The sequence below is a fragment of the Microcoleus sp. K1-B1 genome, assembly GCF_036704705.1.
GTDB lineage: Bacteria > Cyanobacteriota > Cyanobacteriia > Cyanobacteriales > Microcoleaceae > Microcoleus.
Genome location: NZ_JAUBSH010000008.1, coordinates 1 through 26,967, shown reverse-complemented (window position 1 = coordinate 26,967; position 26,967 = coordinate 1). Strand labels below are relative to the sequence as shown.

The following is a 26,967-nucleotide window of genomic DNA, read 5'->3' as shown; positions in this document are numbered from 1 at the left end:
CCTTGAACTTTGATAGAATGGTCAACATTCAGAAAAGTTTTTAAAGCAGGTACTATATGCTCGCGTCAACTAGCGAATTGCTGAACACGGCCTTGAGAAATGGTTATGCGATCGGCGCTTTTAACGTCTACAACCTCGAAGGAGTAAAAGCCGTCATCAATGCGGCCGAAGCGCTGCACAGTCCTGCTATACTGCAACTTCACCCCAGCGTCCTCCAATACGGACAATCGCCTTTAGTAGCGCTGTGTATCAAAGCGGCTCGCAAGTCTTTAGTGCCGATCGCAGTACACTTAGATCACGGCACCTCAGAAAAAGACATTCACCTCGCCCTAGCCGCCGGCATCAAATCAATTATGGCAGACGGTTCTTTTTTGCCATACGAACAAAACTTAATATTTAGCCGGGAAATGACTAAATTATCCCACGCTAACGGTGCGGCAGTTGAAGCAGAAATCGGCAGAATTAGTGGCAGGGAAGACGGTTTGACAATCGATGAGAAAGCCGCAAAAATGACCGATCCCGTAGCAGCAGTAGAGTTTATCAAAGAAACTAATGTGGATTTTTTAGCCGTAACAATTGGTAACGTTCACGGCAAATATTTAAGCGAACCAAAACTAGATTTTCCGCGTCTGGCAAAAATCCGGGCTGCTGTTTCAGTGCCATTAGTGATGCACGGTGCTAGCGGTTTGCCGGAATCAATGATTCATCAATGTATTCAATTCGGGGTATCGAAATTCAATGTGAATACAGAAGTTCGCGAAGCTTATATGGACGTGTTAAAAAGTAGCATTTCTTTGTCAGATCCGGATTTGTTGGAAATAATGGAAAAATCTATCAATGCCATGCGATGGGTCATTTCTGACAAACTGCAACTTTTCGGTTCTGTCGGTAAAGCTCATTTGCATCACTCTCCCTACGCGGATGACTTGACCGCAAAGAGCACCAGCAACAACCAAACCAGCCGCAACCAATCAAGTTTTGATCAAATGTTAAAGCCTGTGTATAGTGAGGCTTTCAGTCTGATGTTGAAGTAAAAAAAACTAAAGTCCTGACTGCGAACCTCTTTTTAGTCAGGACTTCAGTCCTCTCTAACCGTTTAAAAATCGATCGGGATCGATGCCAGCTTCCCGCAGCCGCCGAATTAAAGACTGCAATTGAGCTTCCGCTGACTCGGCCCGCTGCCGTTGCTGTTCCGCTTCAGTCAGAATCCAATTGTCATCAACATCATACCAGCGCAACCACAGTCGATCGATTCCCTGAAACTCTCCTTGCCACAAACCCAAGCCCAAACTTAGGTCAGGAATCCACACTCGCGACTCGGGCAATTCTAATTCTTGATAGTGTCCGCCCTTCAATTCAAACACTCGCAATTTGTTAGTATAGCGGCTGAAAACTGCATAAATAGGAACCCGCAAGATTTGCTCGTAAACCTCCCATTTTCTCGGCGGTTCCTCCTTCGTCTCCGGCTGCAAAACTTGCCCGTTACCGGCAGTGTTTCCCGACTGAGGTGGCAACTTTTCTTCATCGGTATTGTCGCCTAAATCTTCTTTTTCCGTTCCCGGCGAAAGCAGTTCTACAATTACAAAAGGATTCACGCCTTCCTGCCAAGTAACATAACTCATCCGCAGTTCGGATCGATCGTAAAGTCGGGGAACTCCCACAACTGCAAACCAATCCGGCTGCTTGTGCCACAGAGTATGATGCACGTCATAATAAAGGTTCATGTCAGTGCCGCTAAATATCTCAGAAGCTGGATAATTCCGAGGTCGAAACGTCAGGCTCAACAACTGCGGCTGCAAATCGTGAAATTCGTCAGGCAAACCAGGTTCCTCCGGGTCTTCGCTGGGTAAATCGTACATCGTCGGCAGCGTTTCTCTGGGCGATCGCGGCGGATCTGTTTGCGGCACAGGATATTTAAAAGGCAACATATAATATTGAGAAATGACTGCATTTATGCTAACATCACGGGAACATCCCAATGAGGCTTTCACAGGAGTGCAAGCCGGAGAGCTAGAAGCGAGATATATCGGCTTTGCTGTGCGGGACGGTGGCACTCCTAGAAAACGATTTTAACAAAATCGGAATTATCCCTTTTCTTCCTCTCGTCTGTGAAGTTAATCTAAAATCTAAAATCTAAAATCTAAAATTGACTGATCCGAAATTCTGCACTATGATCGACATTCCTCAACTGATTGCTCAAGAACTTTCCATTAATCTGTCTCAAGTCAATAATGCTCTGGAACTTTTCGCCGAGGGAGCAACTATTCCGTTTATTGCCCGCTACCGCAAAGAACGCACGGATTTGCTGAATGAAATTCAGTTGCGGGACATCTCCGATCGCTTCACCTATTTGACGGAAATTGAAGAGCGCAAAAAGTCAATCTTAGAGACTATTAGCTCTCAGGGGAAACTCACTGAAGAATTGCAAGCTAAAATCGAATCATGTTTGCAAAAAAACGAACTCGAAGACCTTTATCTGCCTTACAAACCCAAGCGGCGGACGCGAGCGACAATTGCTAGGGAAAAAGGTTTGGAACCGCTGGCAAATTTTATCAAAAGTCTGAACTTACCGACGGCTAAACCAGCAGATTTTGAGGCGGAAGCAGCTAAATACATTTCGGAAGAAAAGGGCGTTAAAACAGCAGAAGAAGCTCTCAAAGGTGCTGCGGATATTTTGGCGGAAGCGGTTTCGGAAAAAGCCGAATTGCGGGCTTATTTGCGAGAATTTTTGATGAAAACAGGAGTTTTTGTCTCTAAAATTAAAGAGGATTTCCCGGAAGGAAGCACTAAATTTGAAATGTACCGCAATTATCAAGTTGCAGCGAGAAGCGTTCAGTCGCACAATATGTTAGCGCTGTTTCGCGGGGAAACGGAAGGGGTTTTAGATTTGGAACTGGCTTTTGATGAATCCGCCGTGATGGCTTATTTGGAAAGTCAGGAAATTAGAACTAGGATACCAGAAGTTAAAGAGTTTTATCGATCGACTTTGAAGGATGCCTTCAACCGACTGATGAAGACTTCGTTAATCACGGAAGTACGATCGCACAACAAAGCAGTCGCTGATATCGAGTCCATCGCCACTTTTGAAACCAACCTGCGCGAGTTGCTGCTGTCGGCGCCGGCGGGAATGAAACCCACATTGGCGATCGATCCGGGATTTCGCACGGGGTGTAAAGTTTCCGCCCTCGATGAAACCGGGCAATTTTTAGAATATCAAGCAATTTTTCCCCACCAAGCGGCCGCTCAGCGACAACAAGCGGGTAAAATTGTCAAGCATTTAATTGAAAAATATAAAATTGAATTAATCGCGATCGGCAACGGTACAGCTTCCCGCGAAACAGACGAATTTGTTTCGGAAGTTTTGGCCCAAATGGAAAGAAAACCGATTAAAGTCATGGTGAATGAATCCGGTGCATCGATTTATTCAGCAAGCGAGGTGGCGATCGCCGAATTTCCCGATCTCGACATCACCGTCCGCGGCGCAGTCAGCATCGGACGACGCTTGCAAGATCCCCTCGCCGAACTCGTGAAAATCGACCCGAAATCAATAGGAGTCGGTCAATACCAGCACGATGTTGACCAAAAACTGCTCAAAAAGAAACTCGACGAAACTGTCGAAAGCTGCGTGAATTATGTCGGAGTTGACTTAAACACAGCCTCGAAAGAACTGCTAACATTTGTGTCAGGAATGACGGCAACAGTTGCCAAAAATATCGTCAATTACCGCAACGAAAATGGCGCGTTTAAAAATCGCCGCCAACTGCTGAAAGTTCCCAAACTCGGGCCAAAAGCTTTTGAACAAGCAGCCGGGTTTCTCCGCATTCGCGGCGGCGAAAACCCCCTGGACAATACAGCAGTTCATCCCGAAAGTTATCCTGTCGTGCAGGCGATCGCCAAGGATTTAGACTTGCCGCTGACTGGAATAACACAAATATCTGAAAAAATCAAGACTGTAAACATCAAGAAATATGTCACAGAGAAAGTCGGAGAACCAACACTCCGAGACATTATTTCGGAACTAGAAAAACCGGGAAGAGACCCGCGTGCCGAGTTTAAATATGCCACTTTCCAAGCAGGAATCAAAGAAATCTCCGATTTGCAAGTTGGGATGGAATTAGAAGGCATAATCACGAATGTAGCTAACTTTGGAGCCTTTGTTGATGTGGGAGTGCACCAAGATGGTTTGGTTCACGTTTCTCAATTAGCCGATCGCTTTGTAGATGACCCCAAACAGATTGTCAAAGTCGGACAAGTTGTGAAAGTGCGGGTTTTGGAGGTGAATGAGAAGTTAAAGCGGGTTAGTTTGACGATGAAGTTGCAAGAAAAACCGCAACCGCAAAATGGCAATAGTGCGAGGCTTCCGGCCCCGCGCCGACGTTGAAACTTTGGGGGAAAGGTGAAATACTCACCGGCCTGAAGGCGCGGTGAGTATTTCAAAAGTCTGGAACTCTCATAAATGCGTGAAATGAAATTCGTCTGAAAGGGCTAACCCAAGCGTATTGCTCTATAGATGCTCTACAACAGAACAGTGAGCGCAATGATTTGAGCAGTATTAATGTATGCAACATTGCTTTGGGCAACAGTCGCTAACCCCGTAATCGAGAGGGGACTTCCTGCCAGAATAGTGGGACTGCGATCGAACCAATTATCAACTGAATGCCACCAAAGATAGCGAGAGAAGGCCCAAATCCAAAGCGCAGTAGCTCTCCAAATACGAGACTGCCTACACCAAATCCAGTAAAGAGAGTAAATACTTTCAGTCCCATCGTTTGCCCCAAATTGTTGTCATCTCCGAGATCGGTCACAATTCCGACAAACAACGGTTGAGTCAGGTCATACCCTAAAGACAAAATAAGAACTGCGATCGTCGTTCCCAGTGGCGGAATCTCAAAAATCATTGCAATCCCAGCCACAGCAGCCATTACCAACCCTGCTGGAACGAGCCAACGCCGTCCCCACCGATCGACGGCTTGACCAATGAAAGAACTTAGCAATAAACCGGGAATGCCGTACCCAAGAATGTTTAAACCAATGCTCAAGGCATCCATACCGTACCGTTGCGATAAATACAACCCTAGCCATGTATATACCCCAGAGTGGTAAATACCATTCCACAGAACATAAGCATATGTACGCTGCCCCCGAAAGGTTGCTAATATCTGGCTGTATCCCCTAAAGATTTGGCGAATAGGCGGTAATTTGGTGACTTTTGGTGTATCAAATAAAGAACCGTAAGGATGAAGGCGCCAAAGCACAACAGCAGCAAGCAAAGCAGTACCTAGAAAGAGCACTCGCCAACCTACAAATGGCTCAAGAATCGCTCCCCCCGCAGAGCCTGCTGCCATTCCCCCTTCCATTGCTGCAAACACCAATCCTAGCTTGGCACCTCGCCGATCGAACGGGAATAAATCGCCAATTAAGGCGAAGGTAAGGGGAATCACACCACTTGCTCCAATCCCGGTTAATAGCCGCCAGGTTGCCATCTGCGAAGCATTTTGGGCCGTGGCAGTTAAAGCGGTGAAAATGACAAAAAGAGCAAGCGAGATGCGAATAATAGACCATCGACCAAAGCGATCGGACAGGAGGCCGAAGAATAATGCCATCAGTGCATAGGACAGCATATAGGCTGGAACGATAAAGCCGATTTCCTGAACCGGAACATTAAAAACTTCAGCCAAACGTGGAATCAGGGGAGCAATCATGTACCCCTGTAGAAAAATTAGCCCCGCAGCGATCGAAAGCCAGGAAAACAGGTCTTTATGCTGCTTTAGGCGAATCGCGGTATCGGCTGGTTCGGTATGGGGGTGATTAAAAGATTCTTTTAGTTTCGGCATGAATTTGGGAGATTTCAACTCATATCACATTTCACGGACGACTAAAATCTGAGAACTTAGCTGGAGTGCCAACGCCGACAGCCAAGGGCGATGGACTGGTGAAAGCTTGGAGTACCTTCTCAACTCTGGAGGTTACAAATTTTGTAGGTAAGGTGTGGAATTTAGCCCTTAATGTCAGGATACCTTGATAAATGTCATGATTTATACAAAAATAGTATATTTAGATACAGAATTTCTTATAAGACTTATTAGTTCAGGTTATCAGCAAAGCTAGGATTTACGCATTGACAGAAATTTTTTAATCCCACAAAGTGGTTTGTTTGATGGCTGTGCGATCGCATTCAATTTCCCCATGAATCGAATGTGTGGCGAGAAAACCTACACATTAAACAATACGCTGGGGATAAGAATAATCTGATTTCCTTTCACAAGTTTGCAACTCTCATAAATGCGTGAAATGAAATTCGTCTGAAAGCGCTAACCCAAGCGTATTGGGCTATAATTGTGTAATCCTCACCAACCTTAAAATTATATGGTTGCAAGTAAAAGCGACACCTACGTCTCTCCTGAAGATTATTTAGCAGGCGAGAAAGTCAGTCCGATCAAACACGAGTACAGACAAGGTGAAATCTATGCAATGGCAGGGGCAAGCAAAGCTCATGTCATCATTAGTGTAAATGCAGCAACTTTGTTGAGAAACCATCTTCGGGGAAGTGGCTGCATAACTTACATGGCAGACATGAAAGTTCGGAATGAGACATCAAATTTCTATTACTATCCCGATGTAGCGGTGAGTTGCGATGAACGGGACAGAAATACTGCTGAAGATTTCATTATCTACCCGCGCTTAATTGTGGAAGTTTTATCGCCAACAACAGCGGCTTTTGACAGAGGTGAAAAGTTTGCCGATTACCGTACTTCCGAAAGTTTGCAAGAGTATGTATTAATCAATCAAGAAAGAGTTAGTGTAGAGTGTTTTCGCCGGAATGCAGAGGGTTTGTGGGTGCTTTATCCTTACAGTCAAGGACAAGAAGTTCAGTTTGCTAGCGTGAATTTTAGCTGTGCGATCGAGACATTGTATGAAGATGCGATCGGGATTGGTTGATTTTAATTACTCTAGAATCACTGATATTGATACGATTGAACCGCGAAGACGCTAAGGACGCGTTCGGCGAAGCCGTTCCCGTAGGGTAGGAAGAGAAAAGAAGAAGAAGCTGGTAATTGCTATTTTTTCTTGCTGGCTTTCCAAGTGCCACCGTAGAAGTAAAAAGGATTGTTTTTACTTACCGATTCCCAACATTTAAGACACAAAAAAAACCACTGCCCCGACTCGTCATACCGGGCGCGGTAGAGAGTCGGGGCAGATTGGGAACAGCGATCGCAATATTTGATTCTGATTGCCCTGGCCATTGTTACTCAGTTTTAAACAATAACGGATTCTTGAGGACGGGCGAATATCATGCGGCCGGCGCTGGTTTGCAGGGCGCTGGTGACTACGACTCTGGCTTCGCCACCGACATAGCTGCTGCCGGCTTCTACGACAACCATTGTGCCGTCATCCAAGTAACCGATTCCCTGAGAGGGTTCTTTGCCTTCTTTGCGGATTTTTAGTTCGATCGTATCTCCCGGCAAATAAGTCGGGCGCACCGCATGAGTCAAATCGTTGATATTCAAAACCGGCAGTTTTTGGACGGTAGCTACTTTCGATAAGTTGTAATCGTTGGTGAGCAAAATGCCGTCGATATCTAAAGCAAATCGGACTAATTTTGCATCGACTGTGGCAATATCTTCGTAGTCTGCCGAGTGAATTTGAATGCGTTCTGGATATGTTTCTTTGATGCGGTTGAGTACATCTAAGCCGCGGCGTCCGCGCACTCGCTTTTGATCGTTGGCGGAATCAGCTACCAGTTGCAGTTCTTGGAGCACGAATTGGGGCACGATAATTTGACCTTCGAGGAAACCTGTTTCTAGCAAGTTTTCAATTCTGCCGTCAATAATGCAGCTAGTATCGACAACTTTGGCAGTGGCTGGTTTGAAAGTACCTTCGGCTAGCAACACCGTGTCAAAGCTTTTGGGGTTGATCAGTCGCAAGAAAGCGCGGCCGTGGGTGTCTGTCAAACTGACCCCTGTGAAGCCGAACATGACGCTACCCAAGACTGCGACTAAAGGTTTGATGAAGCCGAACTCGCGGGGTATGGGCAGCAGGAACAGCGGAGCCAGCATTAAGTTTGCTACTAGCAGTCCGATGATTAAGCCGATCGCCCGCGTCAGCAGCATCTCCACCGGCATATCGCGGACTTGTTTTTCTAGGCGGCGATAGGTTGTTTGAGCCACTAATCCCATCACGAAGCCGATTAATGCTCCAAAGGAACCTAGTACAGAACTTAAGCCTTGTATATTTGTAACTTGCAGCAGCAGATTGCTCGGCAGGAGTTCGACTCCGTAATAGCCGATGCCTCCGCCTGCGATTATGAATGAGATTATTATGATTGCGTCTAGCATTAGTTCTAGGTTAATGAATTTATGCCTATTATATCTTTCTAGTGCTGATACTTGTTTTCATGCTTTGGTCGGATATCGCTATATTTGCTGAGGGATTTTTATAAACTTATATTTACCCGTTGTACCCTTTGGGGGATGTGCCAGGGAGCCGATCGGGATTTAGCGCGCCCCGCCGCCAGCAGGCACGAGGTGCGAATAGACCGCGATGCGGGCTGTTGGGGAATTTTGGCAGATCAAAACGGGTACGAGGTTAAATTAAAAGAGCCGATGGTTCGCACCCCTTTTTTTGTCAGAAAATGTCATAATATACATAATTATTCATGATTGTTTAATTAAAACTTTAGATTTGAAGTGGCGCTTTCGGCTTGAGATATAATGAACCCTCCCACAGATTATTTAACATTTGAATTAAAAAAAAGTGTGCAAGCGGCAAATTCCGGCATTCCTAGTTCGGCTTACCTGCATATACCTTTTTGTCGCCGCCGCTGTTACTACTGCGATTTTCCGGTTTTTGTGGTGGGCGATCGCAAAAATGGCGAGAATTCCGGCACCATAGTCCAATACGTTGCTGTACTGTGTCAAGAAATTCAAGAAACTAAAAATTTAGGCGCATCTCTCAAAACAGTTTTTTTTGGTGGCGGCACGCCTTCGCTGCTTTCTGTCAGTCAGTTGAGCAATATTTTAGAGACTCTCGACGGCAAATTTGGGATTGCTGCTGAGGCGGAAATTTCTATAGAAATAGACCCGGGTACGTTTACTTTAGAACAGTTGCGGGGATATGCAGCGGCGGGAGTAAATCGAGTGAGTTTGGGAGTGCAAGCTTTTCAAGATGAATTGCTGCAAGCTTGCGGGCGATCGCACTCTGTCGCTGATATTTTTGAAGCAGTGGAAATAGTGCGATCGGCTGGTATTGTCAATTTCAGTTTAGACCTGATTTCGGGACTGCCGCACCAAACTTTAGAAAACTGGGAAGCTTCCCTGAAATCGGCGGTGGAAATTAACCCGACTCACCTGTCGAGTTACGACTTAATTGTTGAGCCCTTAACTGCTTTCGGGCGCTACTTTGAAGCAGGCGCGCAGCCGCTACCAGCAGATGAAACCGCTGCTGGAATGTACCGTTTAGCGCAGGAAATTCTGACCGGCGCTGGCTACGAACATTACGAAATTTCTAATTACGCCCGCGATGGCTATCAGTGCCGCCACAACCGCGTTTATTGGGAAAATCGCCCTTATTACGGTTTGGGAATGGGGGCGGCGAGTTACGTGGAAGGCCGGAGGTTGACTAGACCTCGCAAAACTCAAGAATATTATCAGTGGGTGCGATCGATCTCTCGCCTCAATTCCCCTGCTACTCCTCGAATTGGGGGGGAAACCCAGCCAGATATTTACCCAGCAATTGAGCCAAGTTTTCCAGTCTCAGAAAATGACGTTTTGTTAGAAACGCTGATGCTAGGTTTGCGTTTAGCAGAAGGAGTTAGCCTGTCGGCGCTGACTGAAAAGTTTAGTCAGCAAACGGTTGATAAAATTTGGCGTTGTTTGCAGCCCTACTGGCGACAAGGATTGGTGGAAATTATGACGGATGATAGGGCGATTCCCTACGGGATAGCTCCGCTTCACGCAACTTTAGGCGATGCCGCGAAACTGCCGCTTTCGGGCAATTTGAGGTTGAGCGATCCCGAAGGTTTTTTATTTTCTAATACAATTTTAGCCGATTTGTTCAGCAAGTTAGGCGAGGATAATTAGCTCTGTCTCAGGAAGTATATCCCCCGGCAAGCGCGATCGGCCCTAAAGCCGGGGCCGCCAATGCGCTCGAAAGGAAATTTAATTGCTCCCTAGCTTGATAATCTAAAAAATAATATATTTTCTATCGATCCCTAAACAAATCTTAAAGGTGAACTAAGCCTTGAGATAGACGCAACAACAGCACTCCAGCCGTCATACTTAAGACTGAACATTTAAAAAGTAATTTAATGAACACTTTAACTATCGAACGCAACCAAACCCAAAAGCAGCCCGGCCTTGTAATTAGCGAACGTCGGTGCAATCCGGCTTCCAAGTGTAATTTTTGCGGTCACTACCAACAGGCAAGAGGTTCAGTTGGTCACTGTCAATTGTTGAACGCACCTGTTAAGGGAGGATGGAAATCTTGCGCTTTAGCAATGCCGGCTTTTGCACCTTCTTGGGAATACGTGGAAGGCGCTGATGTTTCCCCGACGAAATTTATTAATTAACCCAAACAATGTAAAAAAAATGTATAAAAAATTGTGTTTTAACTGGGAATATGCTATACTAAGCTTAGGACTGTCGCAGCTCGTTCGCACAATTGCACAAACAAGTTAAAAAAATGAATTTGACACTAAATCAGGTAATTTCCGAAGGTCATACGCGCATTTTGTGTTGGTATCTTAATAATACTAGCAAAGTGCAAATCGCTCGCATTACAAATATTCCTAATTGGTATTTTGAGCGGACAGTGTTTCCGGGGGAACGTTTTTTGTTTGAAGCGCTGCCGGAAGCTCAGTTAGAAGTTTGTAGGAGTGCAGATACGGGTGGTATAGTGTGCGAGCGAATTTTGTGCGATCGGCTGCGAGTTGAAGAATTAAGCACGGCTGATTGAAGATAATTCCTTAGACTTACCAAAGAGAGGTAGAAACCCGGTTTTTTTTCAGAAACCGGGTTTCTCTGTATGATAAAAACTCCGTTCGCGATCGCACTTGCGACATGACAAAGCCCATGTCTTCGTATATTTCTCGTTACTAAGCCCAAAATTCGTATAAACTCACATCTTGCACCATTCTCAAGAACAGGCTTTCCGGCCTGTTCCACAAAGAGTAGATTTTCTTGTGGAACAGGCCGGAAAGCCTGTTCCTAAAAAGCTTATTGACAGTGGTGCAACATCTTAGTATAGACCCAGTTTCTCGCCACCCCATGCGTCCGCCCTAAAACTGTCGGAAATGTTGATCTAAGCTAAATTATAAAAAATCCACCACTCTTCAATCCTAAAACCCGATGTCCCTCACCGAAAAAATCCTCTCCCAACTGCCAGGAGACGCCCTCGGAGGCCTGAGAAAAGTCGATCGACTCTGGGAAAACCTCAAACAAAACACCGCACCAGCACCCCAAGCAGTCAAACACAGCCAACAACCCCTGGAAACCCTCGACTTCGACATAGTTATCGGCGGCGGAACCCTAGGAATATTAATCGGTACAGCCTTAGCCGTGCGGGGTTGGCGAGTAGCCCTGCTTGAACGCGGCACCCTGCGAGGCCGCGTTCAAGAATGGAACATTTCTCGCAAAGAATTAGACGCATTCTTAGAACTAAATCTGCTATCTGTTGAAGAGATAGAAAAAGCCATAGCCACCGAATACAACCCAGCCCGCATCAGCTTTGCCAACACCCCCGACATCTGGGTGCGGGACGTACTCAACATCGGAATTGACCCAGTTTACCTCCTAGAAACCCTCAAACAGCGATTCCTCCAAGCGGGAGGAAAGCTATTTGAAAATACACCATTTAAAACAGCAACCATTCACCCGGATGGAGTCTTGGTAGAATCTGCAAATACCGATACAGAACCTGCTACAAATTTATTTAAAACCCGATTATTATTAGACGCAATGGGACATTTTTCGCCCATTGTCCGCCAAGCAAGACAAGGAAAAAAACCCGACGCCGTATGTTTAGTAGTCGGCAGTTGCGCTCAAGGATACCCCAAAAACGACACGGGCGATATATTTGCATCCTTCACCCCAATGCAAAATCAGTGCCAATATTTTTGGGAAGCATTTCCAGCCAGAGACGGCCGCACCACTTACTTATTTACCTACATAGACGCTGACACAGAAAGATTCAGTTTAGAAACATTATTTGAAGAGTATTTACGCTTGCTTCCCCAATATCAAAACGTCGAACTCGATCAGTTAAAATTTCAAAGAGCACTTTACGGATTTTTTCCCTGCTATCGCCAAAGTCCTCTAAAAACGCCTTGGAATCGCATACTCCCAGTCGGAGACAGCAGCGGTAGCCAATCTCCCCTCAGCTTCGGCGGTTTCGGCGCAATGGTGCGCCACCTCAAACGCTTGACTCTAGGAATTGACGAAGCTTTGACAAGCGATAGTCTCAGCAAAAATTCCCTCGCACTTTTGCAACCCTACCAGCCGAATCTATCAGTTACCTGGTTGTTTCAGCGTTCGATGAGTGCTGCGATGAATCAAAAAATAGACCCCAATCAAATCAATCAACTTTTGGCTGCCGTCTTTCAGGTAATGGAAGAGTTGGGAGAACCGGTACTCAAACCGTTTCTTCAAGATATCGTGCTGTTTCCGGCTTTGTCCCAAACCCTGTTTAAAACAGCAATTAGCCATCCCAGATTAGTTATGAAAATTATCCCACAGGTAGGAATAGCTAATTTGCTCGATTGGATGGTGCATTATGTAAATTTAGGAATTTATACGGGATTGCAGCCTTTGGGGAAAGCCGTAGAACCGCAGGTGAAAAATTTAGTGCCTGAGCAGCAATACTATTTTCACCGATTAGTTGAAGCGTGGCAATATGGCGCTGGAGGCGATTATTAAGTGATTAATTGTGGCACGGGCATCTTGCCCGTGGCTAATATAGGAACAGGCAAGATGCCTGTTCCACAACACAAGATAATTTATTAATTAATTGTGGCACGGGCATCTTGCCCGTGGCTAATATAGGAACAGGCAAGATGCCTGTTCCACAACACAAGATAATTTATTAATTAACTGTGGCACGGGCATCTTGCCCGTGGCTAATATAGGAACAGGCAAGATGCCTGTTCCACAACACAAGATAATTTATTGATTAACTGTGGCACGGGAATCTTGCCCGTGGCTAATATAGGAACAGGCAAGATGCCTGTTCCACAACATAATTATATTAGTTGTGAGTTATGCAGGAGCTATAACTGCTAAAGCTTGAGGAATCACTCGGAATTTTGCAGGGGTGTAAGTTGTGATTTCACCGTCGGTATTAATGGGACGGCGTTTGCTAGTATTAACCTCAAATTCTTGAGCTTGCAATGTACGAACGTTAGGCCGACTGGTATGATTTCCTTGCTTCATAGCCGGCAGTAAACCAATGATTTCCCACCAGTGTTTTGTTTCCAAACTGTACAAATCCAGTCGCCTGTCGTCGATTGTGGCATCCTCGGCAACTGTCATCCCGCCGCCGTAATAGCGGCCGTTGCCAATGGCTATTTGAATAGTTTTAACATTAAAAGATTGGTTTTTTACCTTAATTTGTGCTCGAAACGGTCGCGCTGACAAAATTGTCTGCAAAGCAGTAAAAGCATAAGCTAAAATTCCCCAGCGCTGCTTGACATTTTTAGTCAGCCGCTGGGTAATTTGCACGCTCAATCCCAAACTCGCAACATTAAAAAAATGTTGGCCGTTAACCCAACCCAAGTCTATTAGCCGAACTTTACCGCTGGCAATTACTTGACAAGCTGCTGATAAATCTGTAGGAATTCCCAGAGTGCGGGCTAGGTCGTTAGCCGTTCCCATCGGCAAAATACCCAAGGGTAACTTGGTGTCTATCAAACCTTCTATGGCGGCGTTGAGAGTGCCGTCGCCACCCCCAATTATTACTAATTCGACTCGATTTTGGTAGCGGCGAATAGTGTCAGAAAGTTCGCGGGCGTGGTCGGTAGATTCTACCATTAACTCAAAACCCAGTGCTTCTAATTTTACAGTGGCTTGAGATAATAACTTTTGCCCTTTGCGGGAGTGCTGGTTTACTAAAAGTAGAGCTTTCTTCATTTGTTAATTTTTAATTAGGAATATTGCGTATTTTAAATTACAAAAAGTATAGCTTGATGCCTTAACTGCATGAAATTAATGCTTTACTTCCATTTTACCAGTTATGAGGGATTGACAAAAATGTTAAAAAATGGATAATTGTAGCAAAAGATTCGTAAAAAGTAGCTCCATCTGGCTCTGACCTAGCAGCAAAAAACCTTGCTTCTCGATCGAACTTAATTTAAAATTATGTATAATATTTTACAAAAAGCGCAAGTCGCTGCCGATCGCCAAAACTGGCCTGGGTTAGTCGAATGCTTGCAGCAAGTGACAGCCAAGACCGGCAAGCCGCAGGAACAAGACATTTTAGAGCAAGCTGTCAGTTTAGCAATAGAAGCCTTAGAATGGGGCGATTTTCAAGACCGCTGGGAAATTGCTAAAGTATTGCCAAATCTGGGAAATGGGGCGATCGCACCTTTAATTGCCGTGCTCGAAGACGAAGATGCAGACACCGAGCCCCGGTGGTTCGCCGCCCGCATTCTCGGAAAGTTCGATCGCCCCGAAGTGATTCAAGCTTTAGTAGAATTAGTCAAAAATTCCGACGAAGAATTGAGCCAAATCGCCGCCGAAACCCTAGGGAATTTCGGCCCGACAGCCATAGAATCCCTCGCAACTCTCCTACTCCAAGAAGACTCGCGACAGTTTGCCACAGCAGCACTCGCCCAAATTCGGCGCACCGAAACTATCCCACCGCTGTTGAGCGTAGTCGGAGACTCTCAAGTTGCGGTGCGGGCGCACGCAATCGAGGCCCTGAGCAGCTTTCACGACTCCCGCATCCCGCCGGTATTGGTAGCAGCACTCAAAGATCCGGCGACAGCAGTCAGAAAAGAAGCCGTGCGAGCTCTTGGGGTGCGCGCGTATTTAGATGCAGAATTAGATTTAGTTAACTTGCTCAAACCTTTGCTTTCGGACATTCGATTAGAAGTTTGTCAGCAAGCCGCGATCGCGATCGGGCGAGTGAAAACCGATGCTGCTGCGGCTGCTTTATTTGAATTGCTGCGATCGCCCACAACTCCGGTTGAATTGCAAATCGAAACTGTGCGCGCCCTAAGCTGGATGGAAACTGCAACCGCTTTAGCATATTTGCATCAGACATTAATGGCACTATTTACTAACATAAACTCTACTGTTTGTCAAGAGATAGTCACTGTTTTAGGACGAGTAGAAAAGCCGGAATTAAAAGCTGCTGCTGCTGAAATTATGATTGATTTGTTGAAAACAGATCATCCGGCCGTGCAGGAGGCAGTTAGCAAAAAATCTTTAGCTTTAGGTTTAGGAAAATTAGGAGATATGAGAGGGCTAGATGCTCTGATTTCAATGTTGGGCGACGCAGACAGCAGCGTCAGGCTACACTGCATGGCAGCGCTCAAACAGCTAGGTGCTGCCGAGGCCAGGCAGAAATTAGAAAACTTAGTTAAGCAAGACAATCTCGAACCAAGATTGAAACAAGGAATTACGATCGCATTGCAAGAATGGCAATAAAATCAAGAGCGAGCGGATTAGCGGAGAACATTTAAATTTAGGGTGCGCCATCAACACCTTACGTAGAACTTAAATATTGAATTGTGAAATCGATAACTGAAAAATCAAAACTTTAGCTCTGCTCAATTGGCAGCCGCACTCGGAAAGTCGAGCCGAGTCCTTCCCCAGGACTTTCGGCCCAGACACTGCCGCCGTGGAGTTCCACGAGATGGCGGACGATCGCCAATCCCAGTCCCAGGCCGCCGTAATTGCGCGTAGAAGTGCTGTCAGCTTGGCGGAAGCGATCGAACACAAAGGGCAAAAACTCCTTGCTGATGCCAATTCCCGTATCGCTGACAATGATCAAAACAGAGTGAACCGGAGACGGCCCAGACAAGATGGCGCCACCCGCTGCTCCCGGTTCCCCATCCTCCGAGAGCGTAATTTCCACGCGACCCGACGGCGGCGTAAACTTAATAGCATTCGAGACCAAATTCCACACCACCTGCTGTAAACGAGTAGCATCGCCCTTCACCACGCTCACCCCTTCGCCACAAAAACTCACCAATTCAATTCCCCTAGCTTCAGCATCAGGCATCAGCGCTTTCACCGCCGTTTCTACAATCCGCACCAAATCCACTGGGAACAGCTTCAAACACACTTTGCCACTCACAATCCGGGAAACGTCCAGCAAATCCTCAATCATCTGAGTCTGCAACCGCGCATTTCGCTCAATAGTCTCCAAACCGACAGCCGTTTTTTCGGCACTCATCTGGCGCTGCCGCAGCATCTGCGCCCAGCCCAAAATGGCGTTTAGAGGCGTCCGCAACTCGTGAGAAAGCGTTCCCAAAAACTGGTCTTTAATCCGGTTGGCCTCCGCGGCTTCCCGGTAAAGCCGCGCATTGTCGATCGCCACCGCCGCATCCCGCGCCAAATCCTCCAGCAAAACCAAATCCTCCTGCCCGCAGCGGCGGCCCGACTCCCCGCACAGCAACGAAATCGCTCCCAGCGTCCGCCCGCGAGCGATCAGCGGCACGCAGATTGCCGACAGCACCTGGGATTGGGATCGTAGCACCAACTGCAGTTCCCTGTCCGGCACAACCGCCTCGATCACCCATTCCGGTATTTCTGGGTAGAGCTTCGACTCACCAGTTCGCAGTACCTTTGCTACTCCGTGCCGTCCCTGGGGGTCGAGTGGCATACGCCGATCGATTTGCCACAGCAGAGCGACTTTGCTCGGATCTGAGTGAGCAACTGCTTGCAAGCGGATCGAGCCGTCGGCATCCAGCAAATGCACACAGCACCAATCCCCCAGCCCCGGTACTGTTAAATCTGCCAAACCTTGTAGCGCCTTCTCGTAATCCAGGGAAGCCGACGACAGCAAAGCCAAAGCTTGAGCGCTAAAATAGGCTGTTTGGGCCGATCGCTGGCGATCGTCAATATCAGTACAAGTCCCGAACCATTTGAGAATTTTCCCTTCAGCGTCCAGCACGGGCAATGCCCTACCCAGATGCCAGCGGTAAGCCCCGTCAGATGCCCGTTTAAAGCGGTATTCCACCTCGTAAGTCCTCCCCGTCTCCACCGAGGTCTTCCAGCTTTCTACGGAATCTTCCACGTCATCTGGATGCAGGGCTAGCTGCCACCCCCAGCCTTGAGTTTCCTCCAGTGTCAAGCCAGTATATTCAAACCAGCGCTGGTTGTAGTAGTCGAGCCAGCCGTCGGCTGTGGCAGTCCAAACTATTTGCGGGATGGCTTCAGCGAGGACACGGTACAACTGTTCGCTGGCTTCGGCTTCGCGACGGGCGGCCTGTTCCCGCGCCAATGCCCAATTCCGCTGTTGTTCGGCCTCTTTGCGAGCGGTGATGTCGCTAATCACGCCGATCCATTTGCAGGGATTACCTTGTTTGTCAAGCACTGCTTTGCCCCGATCGATCCAATGGAGCAAGCCGCCCCCTTGGCACTGAACGCGGTATTCCTGAAAAAATGGGGCTGCAGAACTGTCTGGCGCACTCAAATACCGATCGACTGCGGCCAAAACTCGATCGCGGTCGATCTGGTGCAAGATACTGTTCCAAGCTGCTCTTGTCCTTGGAAATCCACCTTTTGCGTACTCCAAATGTTCGTCTACGTGACCGAACCACAGCACGATCCCGGTTTCGATATCCCATTCGTAAATCAAATCACTGGCACTTTCTGCCGCAATCCGAAACCGCTCTTCAGACTGTCGCAGCACTTCCAGAAACTTAAAGCGTTCAGTCACGTCCAAAACCAGAGACAGCACCGATACCAACTGTCCCGAATCGCTGTAAAAAGCCGAATTGTACCACTCGCAGTGTACCAACGAACCCCTCTTATTATAATTGCTGTTGCGAACTACATTGCAGCGATTTTCTGGTTTCTTTAAACTATAAATTGCCGATTCTACCTCTGACAAATCGCCCTTAGAAATAAAGTTCCATTCGCTAAAATGCTTGCCTAAAACTTCTATTTTCTCCCACCCAAAAATCTTCTGGGCCGCCGGCGACCACCCGCTGAGACAAAAATTTTCATCCCACTCAATCACCGCTAGGGGCGTATTTTCAAAATGAGAAGTGAGTTTTTGCAGCGCCTCGCGCAGGGATGCTTCTACTTGCTTGCGGTTAGTAATATCGCCAAAAGAAATAGCAATGCCGTCGCCCAATTTAACGGTCATAATCCGAAACCAGCCGACAATGCCTTCGCTTTCGCTGTTGTAATAAATCTCGGTATCGAGGGGAATTCCTGTTTCTGTAACTTGGACGTAACGGTCGAACAAACCGCTATCTTTATGGCCTGGCAGCACTTGCAGCAATCGCTTGCCGATTAATTCGCCCGGGGTACTCTGCTGAATTTTTGCCGCTGCGGGATTGACGTATTCCCATTCAAAATCCACAATTGTGGATTCGTCGCGGATGCTGCGGAACACGTTAAAACCGTCTAGAGATAATTCCTGAAAAACGCGGAAGCGTTCTTCGCTTTCTTGCAACTTTTCTACAGTGTCAAGCAGGAGGTCCTCGACTCGCTCGCGCTGTGTTATTTCTGCAAGCAATTGCTGGTTAATTTGCTGGAGTTCGGTTGTGAGGGAGGGGATGGAATTTGTAATAGCAGAGTCAGCTTGCAGTCGATCGACCTTTTCAGTTTCCAGCGCCGTATTTCCTGCAAAAGAGGCCGCTCCAGCCAAAGCCAACACTTGAGAAATCCAGGGTCTCAGAGACGCTACAGCCCACAAAGAGATGATAGCGGTAACGGCGGCGATCGAACTTGAGAGCCCGTAGCTGGGATGCACCAGCATCCAAACTTGCATCAAGTGAGTTGTCCCGCCGCAGAAAAACCAGGCTCCCAATAGGATAAACCCCTTGCTCAAAGGCACGTCCCGCTGCTTCCGGGCATAGTATGTCAGAAGTGCTGGAATTGAATAATAAGCCAAGGCAATTAACAAATCGCTGACCGCGTGCAGTCCCATCAACTGGGGTTGCCACTGGCAACAGCCATCTTGGGGAATAAAATTGTGGTTAAATGACATAATGTTAATAAATGGCAGCATTTCGGCTTTCCTGTGCGATCGATCTTAGTTGCACTTGTGTTGCTGACCCGCTAATTTCTAGTTTATACACAAAAAAACATAAAACAAAAGTGACTTTAGTCCGGGGAGGAAAGTTCACCGCAGGCTTTAACCTGCCTGAAATCTTCGTACATTTATTGAGAGGTTTAGAGAGAGTGAGGTACTATAATTCCCAAGGAGGTACGAAATTAAATGCTATCTTTTGAATTCACAACTTACGGAAAAACAGAGCAGTTGAGCGCACTTGATGAAGGGATTACTAGAGTGCCGTTCATTGAAAGGGTTTAGCTAGCAACTGGCAATATTCGATAAATTCATCTTTATTGAATCTATTTTTTGATAAGTTTGCAGATTCAGAAATCCCTTCAACATAGGAGAATCGACCTCTACTTGGAGGATCAGAAATCCTGCCAGAGCAGATTGATGCTTGGAGCGAAGCATCCCCGCCTCTCACCCCGGAATCAAAACTAATCTGTACCTGTATCAAAGTCTACTAAATTCTGCTACTAAATCGGTTAATGTCACAGATTATCTTCCAGTAAAATTTCTGAAACCATCTCGAATTAAACCTCCATGCGCTTAGAGCAGCTTCAAGCATTTCTTTCAGTTGCTGAAACTGGTAGCTTTCAGCAAGCGGCCCGGAAGTGTGGCGTTACCCAATCGACTATTAGCCGCCAAGTGCAGGGATTAGAAGCGGAAGTGGGTTTGTCGCTGTTTCACCGCACGGCCCACGCGAAACTGACTGTGGGAGGGGAATGCCTGCTGCCTCACGCTCGCAAAATCTGTCAGACTTGGCGAAATGCTGCTGAAGAATTGGGAGACTTACGGGCGGGAAAGCAGCCGGAACTCTGCGTGGCTGCGATTCATTCGGTTTGCGCTGCTTATTTGCCGCCTGTGCTGCAAAAGTTTTGCCGTGACTATCCAGACGTGCAGTTGCGGGTGACTTCCCTCGGCAGCGATCGAGCCCTGAAAGTCCTCAAAGACGGTTTGGTGGACATCGCTGTGGTGATGAACAACCGCCATTTTACTCAAGCCCCGGAAATGTTGGTTGAGGTGCTCTACAATGAGCCGATCGAGGTGTTGATGGCGGCGGGTCATCCCCTGGCCCAGTACGAACGAGTACCTTGGCCGGAATTGATTTGTTACCCGCAAGTGGTGTTTAAGGACGGGTACGGAATGCAGCGGATGGTGCAAGAACAATTTGGACGCATCGGTGCTAAACTTCATGCTGTTTTGGAACTCAACACTCTTGATGCTTTTCGGGGTGTGGTGCGACAGGGAGAGTTGATTGCTTTGCTGCCGCATTCAGCTTTGGTGGACGCCAAGGGCGATCGCACTTTAGCCGTTCGGTCGATCGCCCCAGATCGGTCAAATTCCAAGGTTTCGACGATCGGTCAATTGGCCGCAGATCCCACTTGGACTCGCGAAGTGGTGTTGGTGACAACTCACGATCGAATGCAAATTCCGCCGATCGCCCATTTCTGGAATCTGGTACGCGAATTTGTGCCGCCATTTGATGTAATCAAGCTAGAAAAATCAGGGAGTTAATTCGATAATTTTGAATTGAATTTTGGGAATTTTAAATTTAAAACGGTTCAAATATTACCAATTACTAACTACCAATTACTAACTACCAACTACCCCTTACTAACTTCACAAGTTATGAGTGACGCATTTAGAGAATTGCTGCGAAAAATTGGCAGCGGAGTACACACAGGAGAAAACTTAACTCGCTCGGAAGCAGCAGCAGCCACGCGGATGATGCTGCTGCAAGAAGCAACACCGGCTCAAATCGGAGCTTTTATGATTGCCCACCGCATTAAACGGCCCACTGGCGAAGAATTAGCCGGAATGCTCGATGCTTATGAAGAATTGGGGCCCCTTCTTGCCCCCCCAAACCGAGAAAAAGGGTTTTCCGTCTCTACCGTCGCCGTGTTTGGCGTTGCTTACGACGGGCGATCGCGCACGGCTCCAATTAGCCCTTTAACAGCCCTAATTTTAGCCGCCTCTGGCGTCCCAACCCTCATGCACGGGGGGGATACCATGCCAACGAAGGAAGGCATTCCCCTGATTGAAATTTGGCGCGGTTTGGGAGTTGACTGGAGAAAACTGAGTTTAGAAAAAGTCCAGCAAGTTTTTGACAATACGGGTTTGGGTTTTGTTTACCTTCCCAAGCATTTTCCTCAAGCCGCCGCTTTAGTTCCCTACCGCCGCGAAATTGGTAAACGGCCACCTTTTTCGACAATGGAGTTGATGTGGTGTCCCTGTGCCGGCGACGTTAACGTCATATCGGGCTACGTCCACCCGCCGACAGAAGGTATGTTTCAAAAAGCCTTTGAGCTACGGGGAATCAAAAATTATACCACAGTCAAAGGATTGGAGGGAAGCTGCGATTTGCCGCGCGATCGTACTGCGATTATCGGCATTGCTAAGCCGGACGCTGAGTTCGAGCGACTGCTTTTAGCCCACGGAGATTACGGTTTTAGCAACACAAATCCTGCCTTTGAATCAGCCCCAGAGTTATTCAAACAAATGCAGGAAGTGTTGCTGGGAAAACCCTCGGAATTGATGCAGTCCGCTATCTGGAACGGCGGCTTTTATCTGTGGCGCAGCGGAGTTTGTTTAGATATAAACTCCGGTTTGATTGAGGCAGAAACTTTATTAAGTCGCGGTCACGTCGTGCAAAAACTTGAGGAAGTTAGTCAAGCCGTTAGTGTTTTGAGTTGAGAGTTGACTGTTGACTGTTGACCGTTGACTGTTAACTCCTGACTACTAGACATCTCCAATAATTATTGTGGAACAGGCATCTTGCCTGTTCAAAACAGACAATTCTTGCGATAACTACTGACTAATGACTAATGACTACTGACTACTGACTAATGACTACTGACTAATGACTAATCATAAAATTGCTGTAATTGTGCTTGCAGGCGGTCAAAGTTCGCGGATGGGTAGGGATAAAGCTATGCTGGAAATTGAGGGCAAATCCCTATTGCAGCGGGCGTTGGAAGTTGCCGCAGTTGTAACCCCCGAAGTTTATGTTCTGACTGCTTGGCCCGATCGCTATCGATCGACCTTAACCGAAACATCCCAATTTCTGGTAGAGTACAATCCGGGCTGCGGGCCCTTGGTTGCATTGACTCAGGGATTGACAGAAATTGCCGCCGAGTGGATTTTACTGTTAGCTTGCGATTTGCCTTTATTGGATGCCCAGATTATTCAGAATTGGGCAAGTCAGTTAACAGAATTTCCCCCATCAACTTTAGCAGTTGTGCCTTATCAAAATTCGCGCTGGGAGCCTTTGTGCGGCTTCTACCGCCAACAATCTCTGCCCAGTTTGCAAAGTTTTATTGACAAAGGGGGACGTTCCTTTCAAGTGTGGTTAAATCAAATCTCCGCAAGCCCTCTACCTGTAGGGGAACGAGAAGCAGTAATGTTATCCAATTGCAATACATTAGAAGAGTTTGAGCAATTAAAAGGTAAAATGAGTAACGGTTGACGGTTGACTGTTGACTGTTGGCTAACTAATGGCTAATGACGAATGACTAATTACTAACTACTAATTACTAATTACTAATGATTAACCAATATTGGTTGCTCGATCGCAATATAACTTTCCTCAATCACGGATCTTTTGGGGCCTGTCCGATTCCCGTACTCGAAGCGCAAACCATTTTTCGAGAACAACTAGAAAGAGAACCATTGCGCTTTTTACTGCGGGAATTTGAACCATTGTTGGATAATGCAAGAAATCAGTTAGCAGCATTTATCGGTGCGGCTGAGGATGACTTGGCTTTTGTGCCGAATGCCACGACGGGAGTAAATGCAGTTTTGCGATCGCTCTGTTTTTCTCCGGGTGACGAATTGCTAACCACAAATCAGGAATACAACGCTTGCCGCAACACACTTAATTTTGTAGCCGAGCGTACAGGCGCTAAAGTAATAGTAGCAGAAGTTCCCTTTCCCATTGAGTCACCCGACCAAATTATTGAAGCAATAATTAAATGCGTTTCACCGCAAACAAAGTTAGCCTTATTAGACCACGTTGTCAGCCAAACAGGTTTAATCTTTCCCATCAAACAGTTAGTCGGTGAGTTAGCTAACCGTGGCGTGGATGTATTGGTAGACGGAGCTCACGCGCCGGGAATGGTAGCACTGAATTTAGAGGAAATTGGCGCGGCTTACTATACGGGAAATTGCCACAAGTGGCTGTGCGCGCCGAAAGGTGCGGGCTTTTTATACGTGCGGCGCGACAAACAAAATGCCATTCGACCAACTACAATCAGTCACGGTGCTAATTCGCCCCGCGCTGATAAATCGCGCTTTCAATTAGAATTTGACTGGATGGGAACTGTCGATCCTAGCCCTTATTTGTGCGTGCCTGTAGCTATTGATTTTATGGGCTCTTTATTGAGCGGCGGCTGGCCGGAATTGAGGGCAAAGAATCATGCTTTAGCATTGGCGGGGAGAAAAATATTGGCTGACAAATTAGATTTGCCGCTGCCTTGTCCTGATGAAATGGTGGGTTCGATGGCTGTTGTGCCGCTGCTAGACTCCCAGTCTGATGTGGTTGCAAAGGGAGGAATTCCACCTTTGCAAGAGGCGCTGTGGGAGATTTTTAAAATTGAAGTTCCGGTGATTCCTTGGCCGGATGCTAGTAAGCAGTTGGTGAGGATTTCGGCTCAGTTATATAATACTTTGCCGCAGTATCAATATTTAGCTAATGCCCTAGTTGAGCTGACGAGAATTTGAGCTGGAGCTTCCCGAAAACAAAGATAACACCCAGCTACAAACAGTTATAGGTTTGTAGTTAGGGTGTCGCTTCTTAGAGTTCGGATAAATACAGACTATTTGTCCTTAGTATAAACGTAGTAAAGGTTATACAAATAGGCACCCTAAGAGTAAAAAACCTGGCAGTAATCACATTTATTACTTGCATAATTGGGATACTATTTACCTCTAATAAAAACAACAACAAAAATATATCTAAAGCCCCATAGCCGTAAACTTCGCCAATCCGCCCAAACCGAATAAAATTTGTAAATAACCCGCTAAAATTCCTAATTTAAAACAGGGTTGTCAAATCGGATAGCGCACAACTTCCGCGCAACAGAATATAATGTATCCACACTTGTATTTTTGCAGACAAAAAAAGGAAATGAAAAGAGGCGAATACCATGTCCAATGCCATGATGGTAATTTACCCCTATCGCGAACAGTACACCTGGGTTTTTGACGACGAGCGAGTCGGACTTGTCCGAGAACCATTTGTTCAGGGCGTCCCCGAAATGATTAACGCGCTTGTCGCAGACATTCCCAATGCCGCTCAAGGTTTCCGACTTTTATTTTCAGCCAATCCATTTCCCGGATATCAAGCAGAAATGCTGTGGTTGAAAGCAGAATACGGCGGTAACTGGTATCGGTGGGAATCGAAAAATCTCGAAGGCTGGCTGTGTCCGGCTATGTTCAAATACTTTCCAGAAGCACCGCCCAAGTTTTACTGCAAAGCTGAAAAACTGCAATAACCAACAGCAAGTCCATGAAAAACTTGTCAATTTTTAAAAGAGACTTTGTTACACCAGTCGATCAAATATCTCGAAAAAAGCCTAAATTCTTCCTGTATATAGTGGGGCTATTTTTCCTAGTTTTCACAGCAGCCATCTCGGCCACCTTGGGGGCAATTACCGCCCTTTTAGCTCCCGTGGAACCCCCAATTATCAATAGAGTATTAGAGGCGACTGGCTTTGACTATCTATCCTCCAACCGCTCTGGATACCGCCTGTCGCGGTCAGTTAATATCTTGATATTGGGAATTGACGGCGTGCCAGAAGCTGCCGTCAATTCCCCTAAGATATTTAACGGTCGCAGCGATACCATACTCTTATTGCACCTCGAACCTAGAGATAAATCTATTAGTTTGCTTTCAGTTCCACGGGATACTAAAGTCGAAGATCCCGGAGTTAGCTTCAGCAAAATTAGCGAAGCCAATGCTAGAGGAGGAGCAGCTTTGGCGACGCGATTGGTTAGCAGTATGCTGAACAATACGAAAATTGAACGATACGTGCGAGTCAGCAGCAATGCGTTTCAGGAATTAGTCGATTTGTTGGGCGGAGTTGAGGTATTTGTACCTCGCGCGATGTCCTATACAGATTCCGCTCAAAAGTTAAAAATAAACTTAGGCAAGGGATGGCAAACTCTCAACGGAGAACAAGCAGAACAATTTGCTCGATTTCGCAACGATGGTTTAGGAGATATTGGCCGCATTCAGCGGCAGCAATCTTTAATTCAAGCTATTAGGGATCGCCTCGCAAGTCCATCAGTATTGGTGCGCTTGCCACAAATTGTTCGATTGATGCAAAAATATGTGGATACAAACCTAAGTTATGAGGAAATATTGACGCTGGCCAATTTCGGTTTGCAATTGGAGCGAGATAATTTTAAAATGGTAATGTTGCCTGGACGTTCTAGTTCAGAAACAGGGGATTTGAGGAGTTATTGGATTGTAGATGCGCTGGGGCGCGATCGCATTATGACACAATATTTGAACCTGGGCGTGCCGGATTTTGAACAAGGACGACTTCGCAATCCCAGCGAGTCCCTGTTGCCCAAAAACCTCAAAATATCTGTCCAAAACGCTTCTAGCAAACCGACAACTGCAAAAAACGTTGCTGAATTTCTCACAAAAAAAGGCTTTTTTAATGTATCTGTAGTGCAGCAGGATGCGCCCCAGAAGCAGCGTCAAAGTCAAATTATTGTTCAGCAAGGGGATTTAGAGGCAGCGAATCTACTGCGAAAAGAGTTAGGCGGCGGTAAAATTGAAGCATCTTCTACCGGTGAAATCAATTCTGACTTGACACTTAGCGTTGGCGAAGATTGGGTAAAGCGATTTTAATTAGTCATTAGTCATTAGCCATTAGTCATTAGTCATTAGTCATTAGTCATTAGTAAACAGTAAACAGTCAACAGTTAACAGTCAACAGTCAACAGTCAACAATGCCCAATTCCCTATTCCCATCATCATGAAAAGTGTTTTCCGAATTTTCCTGAGCCTGGTTTTAAGTTTAGTGTTGGCTTTTGCGTGGGTGCTGCTGAGTGCTACTCCGGCATTTGCCCTGCCGAAAACAAATATTAACTACACAAATATTAATTTGTCCGATCGCGATTTTTCCAACTCGGATTTAGCGGGGGGAACATTTGTCGCTGCGGAAATGCGGGGAACCAATTTTCAAGGTGCTGATTTAACTAATGCGATTTTGACTAAGGGAGTTTTGCTAAATGCCAACTTGTCAGGTGCTAACCTTTCCGGCGCTTTGGCAGATAGAGTTACATTCGACGGCGCTAATTTGACGAATGCTAATTTTTCCGAGGCAATTATGACTCGAACTCGGTTTTTTGATGCTGCCATTTCCGGCGCTGATTTTAGTGACGCGATTATCGACGCTTATCAAGTTACTCTCCTGTGCGAGAAAGCAGATGGTGTCAATCCCGTGACGGGAGTTTCTACTCGCGAAAGTTTGGGATGTCCGTAGAAATTCACACTTAAAAAAATCGTAACCGTTCAGGGGGTGCGCCGCAGGCGCACCACCCCAAGAGGAGTTTGAGGATCAATATGTTTGAGAATGTTTGAGTTCTCAAAAGTAAGCCAACAGTAATGAACGCCCAAACTCTATTGACTATTAAGCCAAATTTTGGCTCTCCTGAGTTTATGGTGTAAAATGTACCTACTAATACATTTACCGTTATGAGCTTCCATCTAGACTATCTATT

The 26,967-nt window shown here is 46.5% G+C and carries 20 protein-coding genes; 15 read left to right on the top strand and 5 right to left on the bottom strand.

Translation table 11 applies throughout. The features are described 5' to 3' along the window. The first annotated feature begins 56 nt into the window (after nt 1–56). Nucleotides 57–1,034, top strand: coding sequence for a class II fructose-bisphosphate aldolase (locus tag QUA83_RS04475; protein ID WP_333291819.1), 978 nt, complete (start codon nt 57–59; stop codon nt 1,032–1,034). Between the two features lie 54 nt (nt 1,035–1,088). Here the strand turns inward: QUA83_RS04475 and QUA83_RS04470 are convergent, their stop codons facing one another. Continuing rightward, nucleotides 1,089–1,928 (bottom strand): Uma2 family endonuclease, encoded by an 840-nt coding sequence (locus tag QUA83_RS04470; RefSeq protein ID WP_333291817.1) that lies wholly within the window; start codon nt 1,926–1,928, stop codon nt 1,089–1,091. 242 nt (nt 1,929–2,170) lie between these two features. On the opposite strand from QUA83_RS04470, the gene QUA83_RS04465 reads away from it, so the two are divergent. Beyond that, nucleotides 2,171–4,381 (top strand): Tex family protein, encoded by a 2,211-nt coding sequence (locus QUA83_RS04465; RefSeq protein WP_333291815.1) that lies wholly within the window; start codon nt 2,171–2,173, stop codon nt 4,379–4,381. 205 nt (nt 4,382–4,586) lie between these two features. On the opposite strand, the gene QUA83_RS04460 is transcribed toward QUA83_RS04465, so the two are convergent. Further along, nucleotides 4,587–5,834, bottom strand: coding sequence for an MFS transporter (locus QUA83_RS04460; protein ID WP_333057602.1), 1,248 nt, complete (start codon nt 5,832–5,834; stop codon nt 4,587–4,589). 532 nt (nt 5,835–6,366) lie between these two features. Between QUA83_RS04460 and QUA83_RS04455 the strand changes: the two genes are divergently transcribed. Next, nucleotides 6,367–6,939, top strand: coding sequence for a Uma2 family endonuclease (locus QUA83_RS04455; protein ID WP_333057601.1), 573 nt, complete (start codon nt 6,367–6,369; stop codon nt 6,937–6,939). 317 nt (nt 6,940–7,256) lie between these two features. Here the strand turns inward: QUA83_RS04455 and QUA83_RS04450 are convergent, their stop codons facing one another. Beyond that, nucleotides 7,257–8,336 carry a PIN/TRAM domain-containing protein gene (locus QUA83_RS04450; protein WP_333057600.1) on the bottom strand — a complete coding sequence of 360 codons (1,080 nt, stop codon included), beginning with the start codon at nt 8,334–8,336 and terminating at the stop codon, nt 7,257–7,259. 375 nt (nt 8,337–8,711) lie between these two features. Here QUA83_RS04450 and hemW point away from each other — a divergent pair, with 375 nt between their 5' ends. From hemW to QUA83_RS04430, 4 genes are all read left to right on the top strand, one after another. Continuing rightward, nucleotides 8,712–10,079: a radical SAM family heme chaperone HemW gene (gene hemW, locus QUA83_RS04445; RefSeq protein ID WP_333057599.1), complete on the top strand. Its 1,368-nt coding sequence runs from the start codon at nt 8,712–8,714 to the stop codon at nt 10,077–10,079. Nucleotides 10,080–10,306: 227 nt separating this feature from the next. Further along, nucleotides 10,307–10,567, top strand: coding sequence for a hypothetical protein (locus tag QUA83_RS04440; protein WP_333291814.1), 261 nt, complete (start codon nt 10,307–10,309; stop codon nt 10,565–10,567). 113 nt (nt 10,568–10,680) lie between these two features. Then, nucleotides 10,681–10,953, top strand: a complete 273-nt coding sequence (locus QUA83_RS04435) for a DUF1830 domain-containing protein (RefSeq protein ID WP_333057596.1) — start codon at nt 10,681–10,683, stop codon at nt 10,951–10,953. Nucleotides 10,954–11,345: 392 nt separating this feature from the next. Next, complete coding sequence (locus QUA83_RS04430) at nt 11,346–12,911, top strand: FAD-dependent oxidoreductase (RefSeq protein WP_333291812.1); 1,566 nt, start codon at nt 11,346–11,348, stop codon at nt 12,909–12,911. Between the two features lie 339 nt (nt 12,912–13,250). On the opposite strand, the gene QUA83_RS04425 is transcribed toward QUA83_RS04430, so the two are convergent. Next, nucleotides 13,251–14,120, bottom strand: a complete 870-nt coding sequence (locus tag QUA83_RS04425; protein WP_333291810.1) for a lipid kinase — start codon at nt 14,118–14,120, stop codon at nt 13,251–13,253. A 228-nt stretch (nt 14,121–14,348) separates the two neighbouring features. Between QUA83_RS04425 and QUA83_RS04420 the strand changes: the two genes are divergently transcribed. Then, complete coding sequence (locus QUA83_RS04420) at nt 14,349–15,641, top strand: HEAT repeat domain-containing protein (protein ID WP_333291808.1); 1,293 nt, start codon at nt 14,349–14,351, stop codon at nt 15,639–15,641. Nucleotides 15,642–15,753: 112 nt separating this feature from the next. Here QUA83_RS04420 and QUA83_RS04415 read toward each other — a convergent pair whose 3' ends face one another. Next, nucleotides 15,754–19,182: a PAS domain S-box protein gene (locus QUA83_RS04415; RefSeq protein ID WP_333291807.1), complete on the bottom strand. Its 3,429-nt coding sequence runs from the start codon at nt 19,180–19,182 to the stop codon at nt 15,754–15,756. Nucleotides 19,183–19,773: 591 nt separating this feature from the next. Here QUA83_RS04415 and QUA83_RS04410 point away from each other — a divergent pair. The 7 genes from QUA83_RS04410 (at nt 19,774) to QUA83_RS04380 (ending at nt 26,729) form a co-directional block, all read left to right on the top strand. Further along, nucleotides 19,774–20,748, top strand: coding sequence for a LysR family transcriptional regulator (locus QUA83_RS04410; RefSeq protein ID WP_333291805.1), 975 nt, complete (start codon nt 19,774–19,776; stop codon nt 20,746–20,748). A 114-nt stretch (nt 20,749–20,862) separates the two neighbouring features. Continuing rightward, complete coding sequence (locus QUA83_RS04405; protein ID WP_333291804.1) at nt 20,863–21,927, top strand: anthranilate phosphoribosyltransferase family protein; 1,065 nt, start codon at nt 20,863–20,865, stop codon at nt 21,925–21,927. Between the two features lie 166 nt (nt 21,928–22,093). Next, nucleotides 22,094–22,699 (top strand): molybdenum cofactor guanylyltransferase, encoded by a 606-nt coding sequence (locus QUA83_RS04400; protein ID WP_333291803.1) that lies wholly within the window; start codon nt 22,094–22,096, stop codon nt 22,697–22,699. 77 nt (nt 22,700–22,776) lie between these two features. Further along, nucleotides 22,777–23,952: an aminotransferase class V-fold PLP-dependent enzyme gene (locus tag QUA83_RS04395; RefSeq protein WP_333291801.1), complete on the top strand. Its 1,176-nt coding sequence runs from the start codon at nt 22,777–22,779 to the stop codon at nt 23,950–23,952. A 425-nt stretch (nt 23,953–24,377) separates the two neighbouring features. Then, the gene (locus QUA83_RS04390) at nt 24,378–24,725 is read left to right on the top strand and encodes a DUF6717 family protein (RefSeq protein ID WP_015175132.1); all 348 of its coding nucleotides are present in this window, start codon (nt 24,378–24,380) and stop codon (nt 24,723–24,725) included. A gap of 14 nt (nt 24,726–24,739) precedes the next feature. Continuing rightward, nucleotides 24,740–26,092 carry an LCP family protein gene (locus QUA83_RS04385; protein WP_333291799.1) on the top strand — a complete coding sequence of 451 codons (1,353 nt, stop codon included), beginning with the start codon at nt 24,740–24,742 and terminating at the stop codon, nt 26,090–26,092. Between the two features lie 127 nt (nt 26,093–26,219). After that, entirely contained in the window at nt 26,220–26,729 is a 510-nt protein-coding gene (locus tag QUA83_RS04380; protein ID WP_333291798.1) for a pentapeptide repeat-containing protein, read from the top strand. Nucleotides 26,730–26,967 lie beyond the last annotated feature (238 nt).